The 19502-nt window shown below is 32.5% G+C and carries 17 protein-coding genes; 9 read left to right on the top strand and 8 right to left on the bottom strand.

Annotated features, from left to right (window positions below; translation table 11 throughout):
- Positions 1-1083 precede the first annotated feature (1083 nt).
- From LXH21_RS08090 to LXH21_RS08070, 5 genes are read right to left on the bottom strand one after another with little or no spacing between them, the layout of a single operon-like run.
- A complete protein-coding gene (locus LXH21_RS08090) occupies positions 1084-1839 on the bottom strand; it encodes a LytR/AlgR family response regulator transcription factor (RefSeq protein WP_239864454.1) in 756 nt (251 codons plus the stop codon).
- A gap of 55 nt (positions 1840-1894) precedes the next feature.
- Complete coding sequence (locus tag LXH21_RS08085) at positions 1895-2236, bottom strand: 2TM domain-containing protein (protein ID WP_239864445.1); 342 nt, start codon at positions 2234-2236, stop codon at positions 1895-1897.
- Positions 2233-2562, bottom strand: coding sequence for a 2TM domain-containing protein (locus LXH21_RS08080; protein ID WP_317208788.1), 330 nt, complete (start codon positions 2560-2562; stop codon positions 2233-2235). Before LXH21_RS08080 ends, LXH21_RS08085 begins: the two co-directional genes overlap by 4 nt.
- Positions 2562-3905, bottom strand: a complete 1344-nt coding sequence (locus tag LXH21_RS08075) for a histidine kinase (protein WP_239864443.1) — start codon at positions 3903-3905, stop codon at positions 2562-2564. Before LXH21_RS08075 ends, LXH21_RS08080 begins: the two co-directional genes overlap by 1 nt.
- An 8-nt stretch (positions 3906-3913) precedes the next feature.
- A complete protein-coding gene (locus LXH21_RS08070) occupies positions 3914-4564 on the bottom strand; it encodes a hypothetical protein (protein ID WP_239864441.1) in 651 nt (216 codons plus the stop codon).
- 301 nt (positions 4565-4865) lie between these two features.
- On the opposite strand from LXH21_RS08070, the gene LXH21_RS08065 reads away from it, so the two are divergent.
- From LXH21_RS08065 to LXH21_RS08030, 8 genes are all read left to right on the top strand, one after another.
- Positions 4866-5426, top strand: a complete 561-nt coding sequence (locus LXH21_RS08065; RefSeq protein ID WP_239864439.1) for a sugar O-acetyltransferase — start codon at positions 4866-4868, stop codon at positions 5424-5426.
- Position 5427: 1 nt separating this feature from the next.
- Complete coding sequence (gene gloA2, locus LXH21_RS08060; RefSeq protein ID WP_239864437.1) at positions 5428-5817, top strand: SMU1112c/YaeR family gloxylase I-like metalloprotein; 390 nt, start codon at positions 5428-5430, stop codon at positions 5815-5817.
- 72 nt (positions 5818-5889) lie between these two features.
- A complete protein-coding gene (locus LXH21_RS08055; protein ID WP_239864435.1) occupies positions 5890-7170 on the top strand; it encodes a chloride channel protein in 1281 nt (426 codons plus the stop codon).
- Position 7171: 1 nt separating this feature from the next.
- On the top strand, positions 7172-7774 hold the full coding sequence (locus LXH21_RS08050) for an HPP family protein (RefSeq protein ID WP_239864433.1): 603 nt from the start codon (positions 7172-7174) through the stop codon (positions 7772-7774).
- 103 nt (positions 7775-7877) lie between these two features.
- The gene (locus LXH21_RS08045) at positions 7878-8417 is read left to right on the top strand and encodes a plasmid pRiA4b ORF-3 family protein (protein ID WP_239864431.1); all 540 of its coding nucleotides are present in this window, start codon (positions 7878-7880) and stop codon (positions 8415-8417) included.
- Between the two features lie 239 nt (positions 8418-8656).
- Entirely contained in the window at positions 8657-8881 is a 225-nt protein-coding gene (locus LXH21_RS08040) for a four helix bundle protein (protein ID WP_317208795.1), read from the top strand.
- Between the two features lie 47 nt (positions 8882-8928).
- Entirely contained in the window at positions 8929-9987 is a 1059-nt protein-coding gene (locus LXH21_RS08035) for a nucleoid-associated protein (RefSeq protein WP_239864429.1), read from the top strand.
- A 147-nt stretch (positions 9988-10134) separates the two neighbouring features.
- Positions 10135-12501: a GAF domain-containing protein gene (locus tag LXH21_RS08030; RefSeq protein WP_239864421.1), complete on the top strand. Its 2367-nt coding sequence runs from the start codon at positions 10135-10137 to the stop codon at positions 12499-12501.
- On the opposite strand, the gene LXH21_RS08025 is transcribed toward LXH21_RS08030, so the two are convergent.
- Complete coding sequence (locus LXH21_RS08025; RefSeq protein ID WP_239864419.1) at positions 12493-13674, bottom strand: Pycsar system effector family protein; 1182 nt, start codon at positions 13672-13674, stop codon at positions 12493-12495. The genes LXH21_RS08030 and LXH21_RS08025 overlap by 9 nt on opposite strands.
- 26 nt (positions 13675-13700) lie before the next feature.
- On the opposite strand from LXH21_RS08025, the gene LXH21_RS08020 reads away from it, so the two are divergent.
- On the top strand, positions 13701-17396 hold the full coding sequence (locus LXH21_RS08020) for a metallophosphoesterase (protein ID WP_239864417.1): 3696 nt from the start codon (positions 13701-13703) through the stop codon (positions 17394-17396).
- Here LXH21_RS08020 and LXH21_RS08015 read toward each other — a convergent pair.
- Complete coding sequence (locus tag LXH21_RS08015; RefSeq protein ID WP_239864415.1) at positions 17368-18240, bottom strand: hypothetical protein; 873 nt, start codon at positions 18238-18240, stop codon at positions 17368-17370. The two genes, LXH21_RS08020 and LXH21_RS08015, sit on opposite strands and share 29 nt — an antisense overlap.
- Positions 18241-18298: 58 nt before the next feature.
- Positions 18299-19363, bottom strand: a complete 1065-nt coding sequence (locus LXH21_RS08010) for a hypothetical protein (RefSeq protein ID WP_239864413.1) — start codon at positions 19361-19363, stop codon at positions 18299-18301.
- Between the last annotated feature and the right edge of the window lie 139 nt (positions 19364-19502).

Here is a 19502-nt window from a genome sequence, read left to right as displayed (position 1 = left end):
TCAATGAGCTACCTAAACTACTCGTAAAAGTAGGCGGAAAACTCCTGATTAAATGGAGATAAAACTGATAGAATCAACTTCATTTAAAGTGCCATTTTAATTAAATTTTAGCCTAAAAAAACGAGCTAACAGATCTAAACACGTCATCTGTAAATTGTCAGCGCAGCTCTTTTTTCTTAGTGTTTATATTGAATAAAAAACACTACTTTAGCGTAAGTAAAATTCTTATCTTAATTTCGAATGTCAAATTATTAATAAATAAATGACCGATTTTTGAAATAATATTTTGAAGAGAATTGAAATGTTTGACTTTACAAAAAAAGGTTTATTATACTACAAAGAAGCAAAATAGACAAAATCTATCACAAGTAATTAATTATATCAATATCAGTACATTAAAGACTATTACATAAATCAATACTAAACGTAAAAATAAATCAAAACTATAATTTTATTTTATGCTTCTTTATTCATTTATCTGAAGAAAACTTCAAGATAACGAAGCAATTCATTTATAGTTTGGTTAAGTATAGTAATCTTAAAAATTATTCATTTTTAATGTTTTGACTGCTGTTGAAATTGGCAAGTACGACCGCTGAAAACCTTCTCCTCTACCTTGTAAAAATAACTAAAACCAAAACACAATTCGTTCCTAGTTCTGCAGTAGGAAAACAAAAATTTTATGAAAATTCAAGATTTATTTTTCACACATAGACTGCTAATATTTGCCTGGGAAATTTCATCTCCTCCTTCTTCATTTTGACTAAATCGATTTTAAAGAGCAAATCAAAAGTCGCCTATTTAAAATTTCCTATTGATAGTGAATGCTGTTTTCCATCTCACGTTTTATGTAAAATAGTAGTAAAAATTTTTTCCGCAATAGAGTTTGCATAAGTTGGTTTTTGAATTTGAAAAAATACTCACTTTTCGATAAGAAAAGCATTATTTATTTCATTGGATTTCTACTTATAAAAAAGTCGCATAACATGAAAAAAAATGTCTGAATTTAAATTGATTTCAGACATTTTTTCAGATTAATTTAACGTGAATGAGAGAGCTTAAATAATCACTGCTTTAACAACATTATTTAATCCAGTTCTTGAAGGATAATACTTTTTCTCGAGATACGATAACTTGATCATCCACAAAAGTTGGAAGCACAATTTTTAACCTCGAATTGGTATGTATTTCAATCTCTTTAATTGCAGAAATTGGAATAATAAATTTTCGACTGATTCTAAAAAATTTTTCAGGATCTAATTCTTGTTCCAGAATTTCAAGAGTTGACTCAATTAGATAATTTCGATTATCATAAGTATGAATGTATGTGCCTTTATTTTCGCTAAAAAAACACTCTACCTCTTCTATTGCAATCACTTTTAAATGTTGCCCAATCTTGACAGTGAACCTTTTTTTAAAATCTTTTTCGAAAGGGTTACTGAGCATTTTTTTAATGGCTTGAAAATCCAACTGCAATTTTTCGTTTTTTGGCACTCGTTCTTTAAATTTAGCAACCGCCAATTCTAGATCATCTTCATCAATTGGTTTTAAAAGATAATCGATACTATTTAATTTAAAAGCTCGTAATGCAAATTCGTCAAAGGCTGTTGTAAAAATTACTGCACTTTTAATTTCGACTTTCTCAAATATTTCGAATGACAAACCATCTGATAATTGTATGTCTAAAAATATCAAATCTGGATGTTCGTTTTCATTGAACCATTCAACAGCTTCCTCAACAGAATGTAGCAGTACAGTTGCTTTTAACTCTAGCTTGTCAAGTTTACGTTGTAGCAATCTTGCCGCTGGTTTTTCGTCTTCAATTATAATTGTTTTCAATTTCAAAATTTTTAAAGTTAGACAGGAATTATTTTTGAATATCACACATTTTTAATTACTCCCATTTTGTAGCCTCCTCCTTATGCATGAACTCCTGAATTTTTTTCTCTTCCCAGTTCGATCCAAAAAACAAATTGCGTCCAAAAACCGAAAGACCATGTGCAACCAAACCTATTCCCCAAAAAATTGGAGTGGAGAATAAGCGAGGATTGAAGTTGAAACCACCTTCTAATTCTTCACGACTGATTGACGAACTGATTAGAAATATATTTACAAGCACATAAACTAATATATGAACGTAGAACCCTTTAATTCTTTTCACCCGCTTAAATGCTATATTATAGCGTTCATCCGACGATTGTGATCTGTTTTTAATATCAATAGTATAATTTTTCATTTTATAATATGTTTGTAGTTCCACTTTTTGTTTTGTTTTACTTCCTCTTGCTCCATAAACTTCCTTAGCTTTCTCTCTTCCCAGTCTTTACCAAAAAAGGGCAGCAAATTAAAAACTTTCACAGCATGAATTAATACACCTACTCCCCAACCCAACATAGGCCATAAAAACCACAAATAACCTGGTGATGTTAGTAAATTAATTACCATTAGTAATACAATTGTACCAGCATACGACACTAGATTACCGTAAAAACCTTTTATTTCTTCAACTTGCTTTTTTGCTCTATCATATCTTTCCTGATCTTCAAATTTATTTTCCATCATTATTTCCATGTTTTATTATTATCTGATTTATTTAAAATCTCTTGAATTTTTCTTTCTTCCCATTCAGAACTATACCCAAATACTTTAAAGGCATGCATTGTCAATCCAAAACCCCAACCTGCAGCAGAAAACCAAAACCAGTGAAATTGAGGTGAAAATTTTAAATTAACAAATATAATTATCGGAATAATGCAGCAGTACGCTATCAAGTTTCCGTAAAAACCTTTAAGCTCTTCTACTCTTTTTTTTGCCTTGTAATATGTTTTATTTTCGTTATAATCTGTTGCTGTATTCATAGTTGCTATTTGTTTTGTAAGTATGGGCAATTGAACTGCAAATACTTTTTCTGTTTGTTGAATGAGCACTTTTCTATCAGTAACAAGGTGGTACCGATTGATGATGTTTTGTAATCCAACACCTTGTCTGCTTTGCAGTACTTCTTTCTTTTGAAAATCATTTTCGACTATCAAATAACCATCCTTCATATAAATCCTAATATGCAAAGGACGTTTTTCACTAACCACATTGTGCTTTACCGTATTTTCTAATAGTAATTGCAAAGACAACGGTACCACTTTGGCCTCGGAATTACTTACGACCGTAGGCACTTCATAAAACAAACTGTTCTCAAAACGCATTTTCAGTAAGTTCATATATGTTTTGGCGAAAGCCAACTCCTCCTCTACTGAAACCAAATCTTTGTCTTTTTGCTCCAAAACATAGCGATAAATCTTTGATAATGAAGTTGTGAATAGTTGTGCATTTTCGGGATTCTCCTCTATTAGCGAACTTAAAACGTTCAAACTATTAAAAAGAAAATGAGGATCTATTTGGTTTTTTAAGCTTTCAAATTTGGCCGAGGCCGTTCCTGCAATAATTTTCTGTTCCTTGACTTTATTTTCGTTGTACGCCTTATAAAAGTACAGACCATGAATACCTAGTAAAACAAAGAACGAAACGATTAACGCAACAACATAGTTAGATACAGATTCATTGTTTAGAAAAGTAGTAAGAGTTCGCCCTTCAATTAGGACATCTTCAAATATTCGCAATGAAAAAATAACGAACAAGGTCACGACAAGCGAACTTGAAAAACCAACCAAAATTCTTTTTAACGTGTATTTGTCTTTTTCAAAAAAAGTATCCAAAAACATATACAAAATAGCATTTACATAATACAAACTCAAGCCATACAACATTGTATATAAGAAATTGATCTTTAAATTGTTATTAAACGTTATTGTTCCTCCGTTCAAAACTGGAATAGTCAGTAAGACTATAAATATGAAAAACGAAATAAGAAGTGCTCTTGGAAGTTCCTTTAAAAATCTATATAGGTTCATATTTTTATTTATTTACATTTCTTTTGCGCTTCTAATGCTCGATCTAACCCCCAACTTGGAGAAAAAGGGGTTGTTGGTTTAAAAGTAGCAAAAAGTGCAATGGCTTTTTCTATTTGAGTACACATAGGTTTCGTGTCTTGTCCCCAAAACTTTGCTGCTCCAATTTCAAATTCGGCTTTTGAGAGCAGCACTCTTGGATTATTGGGTGCAATTGCCTCCGCTCTAGTATACAACTCCATTGTTGGTCCTGCTAATTTTTGTCCGTTTGTCATTGGATCATATACTATCCAGGCCGTGTTAATCATGGCTTGCATCACGTATAATTCGGCGTTGCTTTGATCTTTATCCATTTCCACGTCTAGTGCTTTTTGAGCTTTGCCAAGTAAAATCGAAATTTGATCTTTGTCTTTTGTTCTAAAAGCTGTTGTTGTGTTTACCAAAGCTACGTAATAATTGGGAAACCATTTACTCGGTTCAGCGGCAGCGATACTCTCGAATAAATCTGAAGCTTCGGTATTTTTATCTGCTTTCCATAATCCGAAGGCTTCTCCCATTCTTTGCTCAAATTGAGCGGACTTTTCTTGAGAACTTGAAATTTTCTCTTGAGCTGATACGATTGTAATTACAAATAGTAATAATGTAGTACATAAGTTAGTCATGCTTTCTAGGTTTAAGATTGATTATTGTTTTTATCGAAATTTTATTTATTTCTATCTCAAAAGTATTGTAGAAGACTGGTAGTGAAAATTAATAGTGACCGAACTGTTGAATTTGAAGGATGAGTTGTAAGGAATTCAATTTTCGGTTATATTTACACTAAAACGTAATTGTTATTTAGGTTTGCATGAGGGATAGAAGCGGCATCCTTTTTTGGGGCTTTTTCTGCCCCAAAAAAGATATAGCGGATAGCCCGGCCGAAGGACATGCCCAAAAAATTGGCAATGAAATAATTTATAGCAAATGAAGACTGAAAAAGAAAAAATGATAGCTGGAGAACATTACTCAGCGGTAGATGCTACACTTATTAAAGACCGCCGCCGTGCCAAAAATCTATTGCACCGATTGAATGTCATTGAATACCGCATAACCAAGAAAGCAAGAGAGATTATTAAAGAATTGATACCGAATGCTGGTGCCAACTTTTATATTGAGCCACCATTCCACTGCGATTACGGGTATAATATAGAATGTGGTGAAAATGTCTTTTTTAATGTAAATTGTGTAGTTCTAGATTGCGCAGCGGTAACTATTGGATCAAATGTATTTTTTGCGCCTGGAGTGCAGTTGTATACAGCGACACACCCACTAGAAGCTGAGCTAAGAAAATCTCTAGAGAGCGCCTTGCCCATTTCCATAGGCGACAATTGCTGGATTGGCGGAAACTCAGTAATATGCCCAGGAATAACAATTGGTAACGGTTGTGTTATAGGTGCAGGATCTGTTGTTACAAAAGATATTCCAGAAAACTCATTGGCTGTAGGAAACCCAGCAAAAGTGATTCGAAAACTTAACCAAGAATAATATGCTAGCATTAAACAGAGTTCATCATATCGCGATTATTTGTTCTGACTATGAAAAGTCAAAACATTTTTATACCAAAATTCTAGGATTGACGATTGTACAAGAAATATATCGTGAAGAACGTGACTCATTTAAACTGGATTTAGCTTTGAATGGCAGTTATATTATCGAACTTTTCTCTTTTCCTTCTCCACCTATACGCCCCTCTCGACCAGAAAGTTGCGGAATGCGTCATTTGGCATTTGAAGTGAATGAGATTGAGAAGACTAGAAATTTTTTGATTGAAAATAATATTGCTGTCGAAACTATACGTGTGGACGAATATACAGATAAGCGTTTTTTCTTTTTTGCAGATCCTGATGATTTGCCTTTAGAATTTTATGAAAACTAACATGATTTGTTAAAAAAAGATGATTTCGCTTTTTGATGCGTACCTTTGCAGTCCAAAAAAAATTACTATCTGATGAGTACAGTGGCTAAAATCAAAAAGAATCATCCTTATATCATATTTAGAAAACTAGCAGTAGTTTCAGTTTTAGTAGGCTTACTTTCTTGTTTCTTGGGGATTTTATTAAAAAAAGGAACAGAATATTATGAAGATATTTTTTTTGAAAGAGCTAACACTAATGTACTTTTCTACCTTATTTTTCCTTTTATAGGTTTTACTCTTATTTATTTTTTACGTCAATACGTTTTTAAAAAGAAACAGAACAAAGGCATCATTGAAGTTTTTGAAAGTACCGCTTCGAAATCTAAAAACCTTCCAAATTTTAAAATTTCGTCTCACTTTATTAATGGTTTTTTAACCGTTATATTTGGTGGATCTACAGGTATTGAGATTTCGACTGTAGTGGCTACTGCTACTATCGGATCTGTAGCACAACAGAAGAAAAATATCTTTAGACAATACAAAACTGAACTTATATGTGCTGGGATAGCAGCGGGAATTACCGCCTTATTTGGTAGCCCAATAGCAGGAGTTCTTTTTGCTTATGAGGTGATTTCAAAAAAACTGAATCAAGCATTTATTCTCACCACCGGAATTGCAGTCGCTATAGCGTATGCTTTATTGCGCGTAATTAATGAACCGCCTTTGTTCAATATTAACATTAGTACTTGGCACTTTAAAGCCATTCCTTATTTTATATTATTAGGAATATTAGCTGGCTTAAATGCCGTTTATTTAACAAAAACAGTGCTCTTTATAAAAAAGCAATTCCTAAAAATAAATACCCATTTTTATAAGATCATTTTGGGATCGGTAATATTAAGTGCGTCCTTAATTTTGTTTCCTCAGCTATATGGAGAAGGGTATCATTCTATAAAAACCATTATTAACAATCCGGCCGATGGTTTGCTAACTGTTTCAGTCGGTGTGACTATTGTGGCTTTGCTTATTCTTAAACCTATTGTCACTTCTATTACACTGGCCTCTGGTGGCGATGGCGGTGTGTTTGCTCCTAGCCTATTTATTGGTGCTTTTTTGGGTTTGCTCACAGGTATGAGTTTGAACCACTTTTTTAATAGTGATGTGATTGTGTTAAATTTTATGGTTCTTGGTATGGGCGCTGTTTTGAGCGCAAGTATAAATGCTCCCTTTACAGCTTTGTTTTTGACACTTGGCTTGACCAACAACTATGTTCTTTTTGTTCCTATTCTCATCGTTTGCTTTGTTTCCAAATACACAGCAAAAATGATTTATCCTCACACAGTTTATAGTATTACACCAAAAACTACTGTTTAAAATGCCTACTAAACAAATTAAAAGAAGTTACCGTAAGACCAAATATGTCATATACAAAGAAACTTTAATTGACTTTAGAGAACAGTTATGGTCATTTATAGGATCTTTTTTAGGAATTGGTGCTATCGCTTATTTTCATACTAATCAATTTTCTGGTTCAGATGCTGTTTATTTAATAGGTTCATTTGGAGCATCAAGTGTGCTTATATATGGAATTATACAAAGCCCGTTTTCACAACCACGTAACCTTATTGGCGGTCATGTTATCTCTGCTATAATTGGGGTTACCATCCATCAACTGGTTCCCGAACCTTTGTGGCTAGCAGCACCATTGGCAGTTTCGTTATCAATTATTGCAATGCAAATAACAAAAACATTACATCCTCCTGGAGGTGCTACCGCTTTGATTGCAATAATTGGGACTGACAAAATCAAAAATTTGGGATATTGGTATGTGATATCACCAGTTCTAGTCGGTTGCCTGATTTTGTTATTTATCGCTCTAATCGTAAATAATATGACCGAAGAAAGAAGTTATCCTAGTAACAATCGATTCCATAGGAACTACCACGCTTTTCGAAAAAAAATTATTCAAAAGAATTAAAATTCCAGTTTGGTTCATTTGTAAAATTTATTAACAAAAGACGATTCACAAAATGTTTTCCAAAATATAATTTTACCTTTGACCTTTCATTAAAACAAAGATTATGGTTTACAAATTCAGAGCGATTCTAGATGCAGAAGAAGATATTTTTAGAGACATTGCAATATTGGAAGATGATACATTAGAAGATTTACACAATGCTATTTTTAATTCATTTGGATTTGATGGTATGGAGGTCGCTTCTTTCTATACTTGTGATGAAACATGGAATCAAGAGGATGAAATTCCGCTTTTTGACACTGGTGATATTCTAGGAGAACAAAAGACCATGGCTGACTATAAGCTTTCTGACCTTCTTGACGACGAAAATACTAAAATCATTTATGTATATGATTTTATAAATATGTGGACGTTCTTGGTAGAATTAGCAGCTATTGAAGAGCAAGAAGCAGGTACCCATTATCCTGAAACATTGTTTTCTCATGGTGAAATGCCAGATGAAGCTATGGAGAAAAATTTTGAAGCTGACAATGCAGACGATTACGCTAATGATTACGAAGACGGACTAGATGAAGATGATCTAGACATGTTTGAAGGTGATGATAGCTTTGAGGATTACGGCACTGAAGACCAGTGGAACTAATTTATAAAAAAGTATCAAAGTTGCTGAGAATCTAAACTTCTAAGTTTTTCTATACTGCGATTATTTATCTATAATTTGTTTGCATAAAACTTGCAAATTATTTTAGATGAGCAGTTTTAGAAAATTATTAGTTTGGAAAAAAGCGATGGTTGACTACAAAATTTATTCTAGTACAAAATTTTCCCAAAGGCAAGGACTGTTTGGATTGACGTCACAAATAAGACGAAGCACAATTTTCCATCCCTAGTAGAATTGCCGCAAACTTAGGTAGAGACAGCAATAATGAACTTATAAGATTTACCAGTATTGCAGTAGGCTCACTATTTGAATTGCAAATGCAGTTGAAAATTGAAAAGGATATATCCTATATAAATACCAAAGAATTTAACAACTTATATGAAGACAGTAGAAAAGTAGAACGAATGTTAATTACCTTCCTTAAAAAATTAAAGGTCAGAAATTAGTAGCTCAGAAACTTAGAAACTCAGTCTCTCATAAACTCTAAAATAAAATGATCAACTTATTCAACACGCACATTGACTCTCTTTCTATTCATAGGGTAGGAAACAAAAGTCGCAACGAGGCGCTTTTCTTATCAGAACAACCTTTTAACTTATCGGATGAGATTGTACCTCTTATAAAAGAGTTTTTCTTAAAACCTTTTAGAGAAAAGGAAGAAAATTATTATCAGTTTGCACATGAAGTAGATTTAGATTACAATGACATGTATAAGTTGGCTTGCGAAATATTTGATAACCCGGCTAACATTCATGAAACATCAAAAAAAATTACTTCTCATTTGTTTGAGCAGTCAAATCATCCTCACATTAAAAACGGAGAGGTTTATGTAACCTACTTAACAAATGTGAATATTGACAATACTCCAGTTGATGCAATTGGAATTTTTAAAAGTGAACTACAAGCAGACTTTTTGCAGTTTGAAGAAAAAGGAACACACTTAGAAATGATTTTACAACACGGTATCAATTTGAATAAATTGGACAAAGGTTGTATCATTTTCAATCATAAAAAAGAGGAAGGTTTTAAAATCCTAACTGTTGATAGTAACCGTTACGATGCTCGTTATTGGTTGGAACACTTTTTATCAGTAGATGCTTTTGAAGATGAAAACTTCATCACTAAAAAATATTTGAAATTTTGTCAAAGTTTTGCCAAAGACGTTGTTTTCCCGGCAGAAGACAAAAAAGAAGAAGTAATGTTTATGAACCGATCTGTAAATTATTTTGCGAAAAACGATCAGTTTGACGAGAACAACTTTTTAAATGAAGTGATTGATAATCCAGACTTGATACCTGAATTTAAAAATTACAAAGTTGATAAGGGAGAAAAATATAGCATCGAAGATGTTACTTCTTTCCCTATTGCAAATGCAGCCGTAAGTGATGCTCGTAAATCTATCAAAAACGTCATTAATTTGGATACTAACATTCAAATAAAAATGGATTTTATCAACCCAGAAAGTGCAGAGAAATTTGTAGAAAAAGGATGGGATGAAGAAAAACAAATGTATTACTATTTAGTTTACTTCAACAAAGAGCAAAAATCGTAAGATAACTTACAAGAAGCATCAATAATCGAAATCAAAACTCCTGTTACAAATGTAATTGGAGTTTTTTTTTTACTTTTGCACTATAAATTTAATTCCGCCTTCAATAGCTAGATCTGGTTATTGCTTTTTCAATAAAGAACAAAGAAAATGAATCATCCAACATTTATCGAAAGTCCATTTAGCACCCATATTTCATTCCATAAACTTATTGCATCTTTAGAAGATATTGCATTAACAGATGTCGATTACCGTTCCAATTATGCAAAAGCTTTATTGAAAGAAATAGAAAAAGTACCTGAATTAAGAACCGGAATTTTAGATTTTAAAATCATTGAAGAAAATCAGCAATTAATCAAAAATCTGTTAGCCGATTTATTCCCTACCGCCTTAACAAAAAATGAAATCAAGGCAATTACCATTCCTTTTCAGAACCTTACTTTCAATTTTACCGATAGGTTTACTAGCATTTTAAAAAATGCAGGCTCTTCTTTTGATATGAATATTCGCGATTACAGTGACGACCAACTGTACATCATGAGCTGCATTTTAATTTTGAATAGTCAGTACAATCAAAAATTAGATTACAATAAACCTCTATTCTATGACATCCCTGATGTTAATGGAATTTTAAAACATTATCGTATCCTATACAATGCCGATTTTATGGAGATTTTACCAACTCCTAATTCTATTGCATTGAGCAAAGAGGACATCGACTTACTAATGGATAATTATGAAGACACCGCTTTATGGAAAAGTAAATTTCCACCTAACAGTTGGATCTTAAAAGGTTTTGGAATCGTAACTTTGTTTGATGCTTCAGTGGAAAGTGCTATTTCAAATTTAAAGACTAGTCTACTTAAATCGGATGTTCAAGAAAATAAGAACGATGATGCTATACAAACAATCTTTAGAACTATTTTTAAAATTCCTGATTTAAGACTGGGTTTTGTATTATATAATGAAGAGGAAAATAAATTTTCTACACCTCCTTTTAGTAGTAATACGGAGAAGAATAGCTATATTCTTTTGGAAAAAGAAGAGGAAGAATTGTGCAAAAATGCCTTGTTTGGTTGTACTTTAAATAAACTGATTGACGAAAAAAAACCTTTTATAATTTCTGATGTCGATCAGTTTGCAAATAAAAATGCAGCTTTCGCAAATCATCTATCAAGTCAAAATATTAAAAGTTGTATTCTGGCTCCAGTCATGAAAAATGATAAATTATTGGGCGTTATAGAACTTGTTTCATCTCAACCAAAAATTCTAAACAGCATTAATGCAAATAATCTCGATCTACTATTACCTTATGTTGTAGAGACTATCGAGCGATATAATAGTGATTTGCAAAACCAAATTGAAGCTGTTATTCAACGAGAATATACATCTATCCATCCTAGCGTCTATTGGAAATTTCGAAAAGAAGCACAGAAATATTTTCAAGTACAAGCGCCTTATAAAGATTATATTTTCAAAGCGATAGTATTTAGAGAAGTGTATCCTCTTTATGGTCAAATTGATATTAAAAGTTCTTCACAACATAGAAACGAAACCGTAAAACAAGATTTAAAGAATCAAATCATTCAGTTGATTAAAATTCTTGATCACCTCACCTCCAATAGTAAATTAGAATTATTAGAACAGCGCAAATTTGAGCTTCATTCATTTTCGAAAGAATTATTGATCGAATTAAAAGCCGATACCGAACAGCAAATTCAACTTTACATTCAAAAGGAAATCCATCCTATTTTGACAAATTCGAAAAACGATGACGAGCTACAATTGCTAATCGATAATTATTTTGGTGAATTGGATGAAAAAACAGAACTTTTCTACCATGCACGCAGAAAATTTGATGATGCAATGTCAATCATCAATAAAAAAATGGCATCTGTACTGGATAAGGAACAAGTTCAGGCTCAGAATAATTACCCACACTACTTTGAACGATTCAAAACAGATGGTGTAGAACATAATTTATATATAGGTCAAAGTATCAATCCCAACTTGCCGTTTGATATTATGTATCTCAATAATTTACGACTGTGGCAATTGCAAACGCTTTGTAAAATGGAACTTGAACATCATCGGTTAAAACCATTATTGCCTTACGAACTTGATGTTACTTCCCTAATACTGGTTTTTAGTGCGCCTTTGTCTATTCGCTTCAGAATGGATGAGAAGCGTTTTGATGTTGACGGAACCTATAATGCGCGCTACGAGGTTGTTAAAAAGAGAATTGACAAGGCGAATATTAAAGGAACAATGGAGCGTATTACACAGAAAGAAAAAATTACAATCGTTTATTCTCATAAAAGTGAGGAAACTGAATATTTAAAATACATTCAGTACCTACAGTTTAAGAAAATTATCGAACCTGAAATTGAAAAATTCGACGTAGAAGAATTACAGGGTGTTGCAGGCCTTAAGGCACTACGCATCAAAGTCATCAATAGCGACATTGAAAGTAAAACTGATTATACGTATCAAGAATTATTAAATGAATTAAACTAAAACAGAGTTAAAAGCAAAAACAAAAGCAATAACCGAAATTATGATTCCGATCATAAAGATATTATAAGTGATTCTAAGAAGTCTGTATTTTTTTTCCAAAACAATTCCTAAGAAATATAAATCTTTAATCATTGAATTATAAAGGTAATCACGATCCTTCATCAATTCATTTACCGCCCATTGGTATTCGTCAAGAGGCATTTTATAGAAATTTCCAAAAAACAATAAATTTACTTTTTGTGCTTCAATATCTTCGCGTGTAAAAGTTCCTGTTGTCACTTTTGGTCTAGTTGACAAAATAGCAAAAATTATAGATACCACGCTAAACATTAATAAAGTAAAGGTCGGTAGTATTAAATGTGCATTATTGGCACTATCTAATTTTGGGATAATGGATGATAATGCTATCGAAATAATAATAGCATTTACTGATAGTAAGATATTGGCTTTACTGTCTGCTATGCCACTTAATCTGGTGTGATTGCTAAGTGTAATTCTAAATAATGTATCAATACCACGATCTGGTTTTTGCTTTTTCTTTTTCTTCTTTTTATCTTTCTTCGCCACAGCATCAATACCCTCCCCTTTTTCAATCATCTCTCTAATCAATTTAATATTTTTTTCTTTTACAGGTTGCCAATTTTCTAGTGCATATTGAGTATAATAATGGTGCTTGTGCTCCATAATCAAAAGGTTTTCTGTAGCCCATTCGGTATCAGTAAAAACTTTTTGAATCGTTATTTTCCACTCCTCGCGCAGTTGCTCGCAAATATTTTGGTAATTTATAAATCCAAAATGAGAATAATCGGCATCTCGTATAATTTCTTCTAATCTATTTCTAGGTTGATAATCATAAACCGTAGCTTCGATAAGGCCGCATACTGTAGCAATAAAACTTTCAGATTGCTGTAAGTCTTTTAGAAATTCAGTAGCAATTACAACACTTGAAGCTTCATGCTTATGACATCCTTTGGTGTAACCTGTATCATGAAACCAAGCAGCGATCAGTAGCGCTTCTTTATCCGAATCACTAATAGCCTCTAGCGTTACAATAGATGTTACACCTGCAACCACATCTTTAGTATGTCCTAGATTATGGTAGGTAAATGATTTAGAAAGTTTATCTTTGAGTAATTCTGATACAAAAGCTTCTGCTTGCTGAAGGAGGTTCATAATAATAAAAATTATACGACTAAAATATGAAATTGTTTTTGATAAAACCTTTGATTTTAACTTTTATATTAGCTCTTTTAAGTGGCTGTGCTACTAAGAAAGAACAATATGGTTCTAATGTAGATAGTTCGAGCTCACTTAACGACAAAGACAGTACTAATATTGCTCATACCTTTTATTTAATTGGTGACGCTGGGAATACTACAGAAGAAGTTTCCAAATCAATTTTAAACGCACTGACGGAAAAACTTAAAGTGGCAGACAAAAATTCAACCCTATTATTTTTGGGTGATAATGTTTACCCAAAAGGAATTCCGAGTAAAAAATCAGATCCCAATTATGAATCTGCAGAACAAAAGTTGCTTAATCAACTTGAAATCACCAAAAGTTTCAAAGGCCAAACCATCTTTATACCGGGAAATCACGATTGGTACAGTGGTATTGAAGGCTTAAAAAAACAAGAAGATTTAGTTCAAGAGTTTTTAAATGATAAAAAAGGTTTTTCTCCAAGAAAAGGTTGTGCAATAGATGATGTTGAGATTAATGATAATGTATTATTGGTTACCATTGATAGTGAATGGTATCTAGAAGATTGGAACAATTCTCCTACCATAAACGATGATTGTGATATAAAAACAAGAGAAGCTTTCTTTGTTGAATTGGAAGACTTATTGAATAAAAATAAAGAAAAGACAGTTGTATTGGCCATGCACCATCCTCTAATGAGTAATGGTAGTCATGGTGGACAATATTCTTTATTAAAACAAATTTATCCAGTAGGAAATAAAGTTCCACTACCAGTTATTGGTTCATTTTTAAATCTTGTGCGAGCAACATCTGGTGTTAGTCCGCAAGACATTCAAAACAAACTATACACTAAATTCATCAACCGCATCGAGGCTTTGATCAAAGGGCAGGATAATGTGGTAGTAGTTTCGGGACACGATCACAACTTGCAGTACATAGATTATCAAAATATTAAACAAATCGTAAGCGGTGCTGGTTCTAAAGAAGAAGCTGCAAAAGCTGTTTTTCCAAACGATTTTTCATATGGTAAAAAAGGTTTTGCAATTCTTACCGTTTACAAGAATGGTAAAGCATCTGTCTCTTTTCATAACGAGGACAAAGTTCTTTTTCAACATACTGTTTTACATGCTCATAATAACACTTTTGCAAAATATAAAGATGACTTTCCAGCCACAATAAATGCATCTGTATACACAAAAGATCGTACTAAGAAATCTGCCGCTTTTAGTCTTATTTTTGGTAAACATTATAGGCAATACTATAGCATTCCAATTGATGCTAAAACAGTTAATCTAGACACCCTATATGGTGGCCTAACCCCTACGAGAGCTGGTGGAGGACATCAATCAAAATCCTTACGATTGGTAGATACAAATGGTAAAGAGTATGCAATGCGTGCTTTAAAGAAAAGTGCATCTCGCTTTTTGCAAGCAGTGGCTTTTAAAGACCAATTTGTACAAGAAGCCTTTGAAAATACTTATGCAGAAGACTTTTTACTTGACTTTTATACAAGTGCCCACCCTTATACATCCTTAGCTGTTGGGCATTTGGCAGAAAAAATTGGTGTAAGCCATACCAATCCAAAATTGTTTTATGTCCCTAAACAAAATGCATTACAGGAATTTAATACAGATTATGGAGATGAATTGTATTTTATCGAAGAGCACGTTTCTGAGGAGCAAAAGGATTTAGCAAGCTTCAATAAACCAGAGGATATCATTAGCACAGAAGATGTTTTGGAGAAATTACACGATGACGAAAAATACCATATAGACGAAAAAGCATACATACGAGCACGATTGCTCGATATGTTAATTGGTGACTGGGACAGACACCACGACCAATGGCGTTGGGGAGAATATAAAGAAGGTGACAAAGTTTTTTACAAACCTATTCCGCGAGATCGTGATCAAGCATTTCCAAAATACGATGGTGCCCTTTTGGCAATCTTAATGAATATTCCAGATTTGCGACACATGCAAACCTTTAAGGATGAGATAAAAAATGTAAAATGGTTTAATAGAGAACCATATACACTGGATTTAGCTATGTTAAAAACAGCTACGGCAAATGACTGGATAGAGCAAGCCAACTATATTCAGCAGCATTTATCAGACAAAGATATTGATCAAGCATTTCGTTCTCTGCCTAAAGTATTGCAAGATCAAACAGTTACATCAATTCAAGGAAAATTAAAATCTAGAAAAAAAGAACTAGTCAAATATGCTGTTAGCTATGCTAAGACATTAGAAAAAAGAATTTTAATTGTTGGTACAAATAAGAAAGAGCAATTTATAATTGAGAAAAAAGCAGGAGACATCATAAAGGTTACGGTTAACCGAATTAAAAAAGAGGGTACTGAATTACAATATGTTAAAACTATTTCTGGAAAAAGAACCAAACATTTATGGATATATGGCTTGGATGATGATGATGTCTTTGAGGTAAAAGGAAAAGCAAAGTCAAGTATCAGAACAATACTATTGGGTGGAGCCAATCACGATAACTATGCAGTCGAAAATGGAGCTGGTATTCGTATAATTGACTTTAAATCTAAAAACAACTCATTTGATACCGATAAATTAACCAAGCAGCAATTAACGGATGACTATACCGTGAATACCTATAATTATACTTTACCTAAATACAATGCTTTTTCTGGCTTGCCAACTATTGGCTATAACCCTGATGATGGTGTGAAATTGGGAATTATAGCAAACTATACTGTTAATAATTTTAAACAGAATCCGTATTCTAGAAAACATATTTTAAAGGCTAACTACTATTTTGCAACTAGTGGATTTGAATTAATGTACACTTTTAAGGCTCCAAAAATATCTAACAAATGGGATTTCAATTTGGAGACTCGTTTTACCAGTCCAAATTTTGCAATTAATTTCTTTGGATATGGAAACGAGACAATAAACACAGATGATCTTAGTGGGAAAAATTTCAATCGAGTGAAGATTAGAAATATTAAAGTAGCGCCTCAATTTGAAAAGATTGGAGATTTTGGTAGTCGTTTGCAGTTACAGACATCATTTGAAAGTGTTGAAGTATCTCAAACTACAGGTCGATTTATAGCAAGTCCGAATATTGTGAATCCATTAGTTTTTGAAAGTCAGCAGTTTGCAGGTGTCATGATAGGTTATCATTTTGAAAATTACGACACGCCCTCCTTCCCTACTTTGGGAATGGGATTTTCACTTATTGGATCTTGGAAAATGAACTTAAATGAAACTGAAAAAAACTTCCCTACAATTGAATCAAAACTGAATTTTAATCATAAGATTGATCCTTATGGTAAATGGGTTATAGCGGCAGTTGTTAAGGGTAAAGCAATACTAAATAATAATTATGAGTTTTATCAGGGAGCCGTTCTAGGTGGTGATACTAATTTACGAGGATTTAGAAACGAACGCTTCTTAGGAAAAAGCTCATTCTACCAAAGCAGCGATTTACGATATAATATAGGAAATATCAAGGAAAGTATTGTCCCTATGAGCTACGGTGTTCTAGCTGGTTTTGATTACGGGCGTGTATGGTTAGATGGTGAAGACAGCTCAAAATGGCATCAAGCCATAGGAGCTGGACTATGGCTTAACGGTATTGACACGCTAACCGCTAGGTTAACTTATTTTAAAAGTAGAGATGAAGAAGCTAGGGTTAGTTTTGGCTTAGGTTTTGCATTTTAAACTGGTATAATTTACCACCTACGTGCTTGACTTTTTCGTCAGCAATGTAAACTGTTTCATTATCAATAAAGCAAATAGATTCTTTTTGGGAAGAGTGCTGCAAATCGATTTCAGTTCTCTTTCCTGAAAGAAAATCATCACCTTTAAAATTTTCAAAAACAATAATTTTACTATGCGTTAAAATTGCGATTTTTTGCTGATTTGGGCTAATTGCTACACTCGTTATAGCATAATTTCTATAATTGGATCCAGTTATGAATTCGCCAACTTTTTCTGCTTTTTGGTTGCCAGAGTGATTACTAACTTTATATACATAAGCAGTCCCATCAAAATTTGAGGAGCGATTTTTGGTAAAGAGGTAAAAATTATCCTTAAATGATAGGAACCCTTCAACATCATACAAAAGTTCTTTTTTCTTGGGTGGAAAATCCTTTTGTTCTGGATAGGAAAATTTGATTATAGAGGAAGGCTCCACTTTCGAATTTAATAAATCAACCTTTTCTACTTTATAAATTGCTAGATCTTTTCGATCATTATCGTTATTACCAAAGTCTCCTATGTACAAATTTCCATCTGTATCTTTTGTAATATCTTCCCAGTCATTGTTATCAACTCCTTTTATTTCGATCGTTCTCTCTACTTTACCTTTTGGATTTAATAAATAGATTTCATTTTTATTTCCGCTATCCTCAACGCACGCTAATAAATCTGAATCTTGTATAGAAATAATTCCAGAAACTTCCTTTAGAGACTTCGGAAAGTCATAAAGATCTTCTAGCTTACTTGACTTCTGTTGACATGCGAGAACAGAAAATATTACGATTACATTAAAATATTTTTTCATTATTTATGCAACTATTTAATTCAGTTTAATATTAATATGTTTTTTACCTTTTCGAAATTTAAAATCCCGGTCTAAACATATTTGTGTTTTTATAATTTCTAGAAATAAATCCAAAAGCGGCTTCCAATACTTCTCCCATAGAGCTAGCATTTTTAAAATTTAAATCATTTGTGTAACGAAACAGTTCTAATTTTAATTTGTTGGTATGTGCATCTGGAGCTAAAAAATCATTGCACATAATATGCAATAATCGTCCTACGCGCTTGCGAGCTGAATGCAGTCTTTTTGATAAAGCAGCACGTTCTTCGTCTTTATATTGCTCGATAGAGGAATCTTGCAACTTTGCCTTAACTAATTGAACCATTGGTGCGTTTTCTTTAAAAAATTGAGGCCTATAGATTTTAAAATTACCTTCATAACATTGCTGATCAAAATCTATTGGTCTAATACGATATACCACCTGGTCAAAATCATGAATAGGTAAAACTACATAATTATAGGCTCGCATATCACCCAAAAGTCGAATCATGCAACGTTCATTAAATTTTACAAACTCTTTAGCTATTTGTGCCTTCTCAGTTTCGGTACATTTTTTCAATAATGTTTCCATAAAAACATCTCCTGGTATACCAATGATATGTTCCTCAATTAAAGTATCTTCATAAACTAAAAAATTGATTTTATCGGGCGATAGAATATCTTCCAATTCGAGTCCATATAAACGAGAAGCATCTGCTTTTTTAATATAGAAATGTACATAATTATCATTTAGGATGTTTCTTACCTTAACTCGAAAAGGTTTAGAATTTCCAAATGTGCAGTAATCAATGGCGTCAATATTAAGAAACTTTATAATTTCTAGATTTCCGTCAGAGTGTAATAGTGAGTAGATCTTCTTTAAATTAAGATCAATTTCATTACGCTCAAACTCATTATAATACACCCTTACCCATAAAGTGTCATGATCGTTTTTATCGTAAACAACTATAGATCCTGAAAATCTCAATAAATCATCATAACATACAGAAACTGGTGATATGCGGTCATATCTATCTAAATATTCAAATAAAAATTCATTTATTGGGTAGGAAGGTTTTTTGAACTGAACAGTAGAGTTACTCATGATGTTATGCTTTGATGCAAATTTAAATTAATTTATGTGTATAAGTTAATGTTTAATTTATTAAAATCCCAATATTGCCAAACAATGATTTTTATCATTTCAGTTACAAACATATCGTTTTTATGTAATCTTCTAAAAT

The organism is Flavobacterium algicola (genome assembly GCF_022399565.1).
Taxonomy (GTDB): Bacteria; Bacteroidota; Bacteroidia; order Flavobacteriales; family Flavobacteriaceae; genus Flavobacterium; species Flavobacterium algicola.
This window is presented reverse-complemented; position numbering and strand designations above follow the sequence as displayed.

Excerpts from the sequence above, each read along its gene's own strand:
- LXH21_RS08085 (WP_239864445.1), bottom strand. The coding sequence starts at position 2,236 with ATGAAAAATTATACTATTGATATTAAAAACAGATCACAATCGTCGGAT.
- LXH21_RS08080 (WP_317208788.1), bottom strand. The coding sequence starts at position 2,562 with ATGATGGAAAATAAATTTGAAGATCAGGAAAGATATGATAGAGCAAAA.
- LXH21_RS08075 (WP_239864443.1), bottom strand. The coding sequence starts at position 3,905 with ATGAACCTATATAGATTTTTAAAGGAACTTCCAAGAGCACTTCTTATT.
- LXH21_RS08070 (WP_239864441.1), bottom strand. The coding sequence starts at position 4,564 with ATGACTAACTTATGTACTACATTATTACTATTTGTAATTACAATCGTA.
- LXH21_RS08065 (WP_239864439.1), top strand. The coding sequence starts at position 4,866 with ATGAAGACTGAAAAAGAAAAAATGATAGCTGGAGAACATTACTCAGCG.
- gloA2 (WP_239864437.1), top strand. The coding sequence starts at position 5,428 with ATGCTAGCATTAAACAGAGTTCATCATATCGCGATTATTTGTTCTGAC.
- LXH21_RS08055 (WP_239864435.1), top strand. The coding sequence starts at position 5,890 with ATGAGTACAGTGGCTAAAATCAAAAAGAATCATCCTTATATCATATTT.
- LXH21_RS08050 (WP_239864433.1), top strand. The coding sequence starts at position 7,172 with ATGCCTACTAAACAAATTAAAAGAAGTTACCGTAAGACCAAATATGTC.
- LXH21_RS08045 (WP_239864431.1), top strand. The coding sequence starts at position 7,878 with ATGGTTTACAAATTCAGAGCGATTCTAGATGCAGAAGAAGATATTTTT.
- LXH21_RS08035 (WP_239864429.1), top strand. The coding sequence starts at position 8,929 with ATGATCAACTTATTCAACACGCACATTGACTCTCTTTCTATTCATAGG.
- LXH21_RS08030 (WP_239864421.1), top strand. The coding sequence starts at position 10,135 with ATGAATCATCCAACATTTATCGAAAGTCCATTTAGCACCCATATTTCA.
- LXH21_RS08025 (WP_239864419.1), bottom strand. The coding sequence starts at position 13,674 with ATGAACCTCCTTCAGCAAGCAGAAGCTTTTGTATCAGAATTACTCAAA.
- LXH21_RS08020 (WP_239864417.1), top strand. The coding sequence starts at position 13,701 with ATGAAATTGTTTTTGATAAAACCTTTGATTTTAACTTTTATATTAGCT.
- LXH21_RS08015 (WP_239864415.1), bottom strand. The coding sequence starts at position 18,240 with ATGAAAAAATATTTTAATGTAATCGTAATATTTTCTGTTCTCGCATGT.
- LXH21_RS08010 (WP_239864413.1), bottom strand. The coding sequence starts at position 19,363 with ATGAGTAACTCTACTGTTCAGTTCAAAAAACCTTCCTACCCAATAAAT.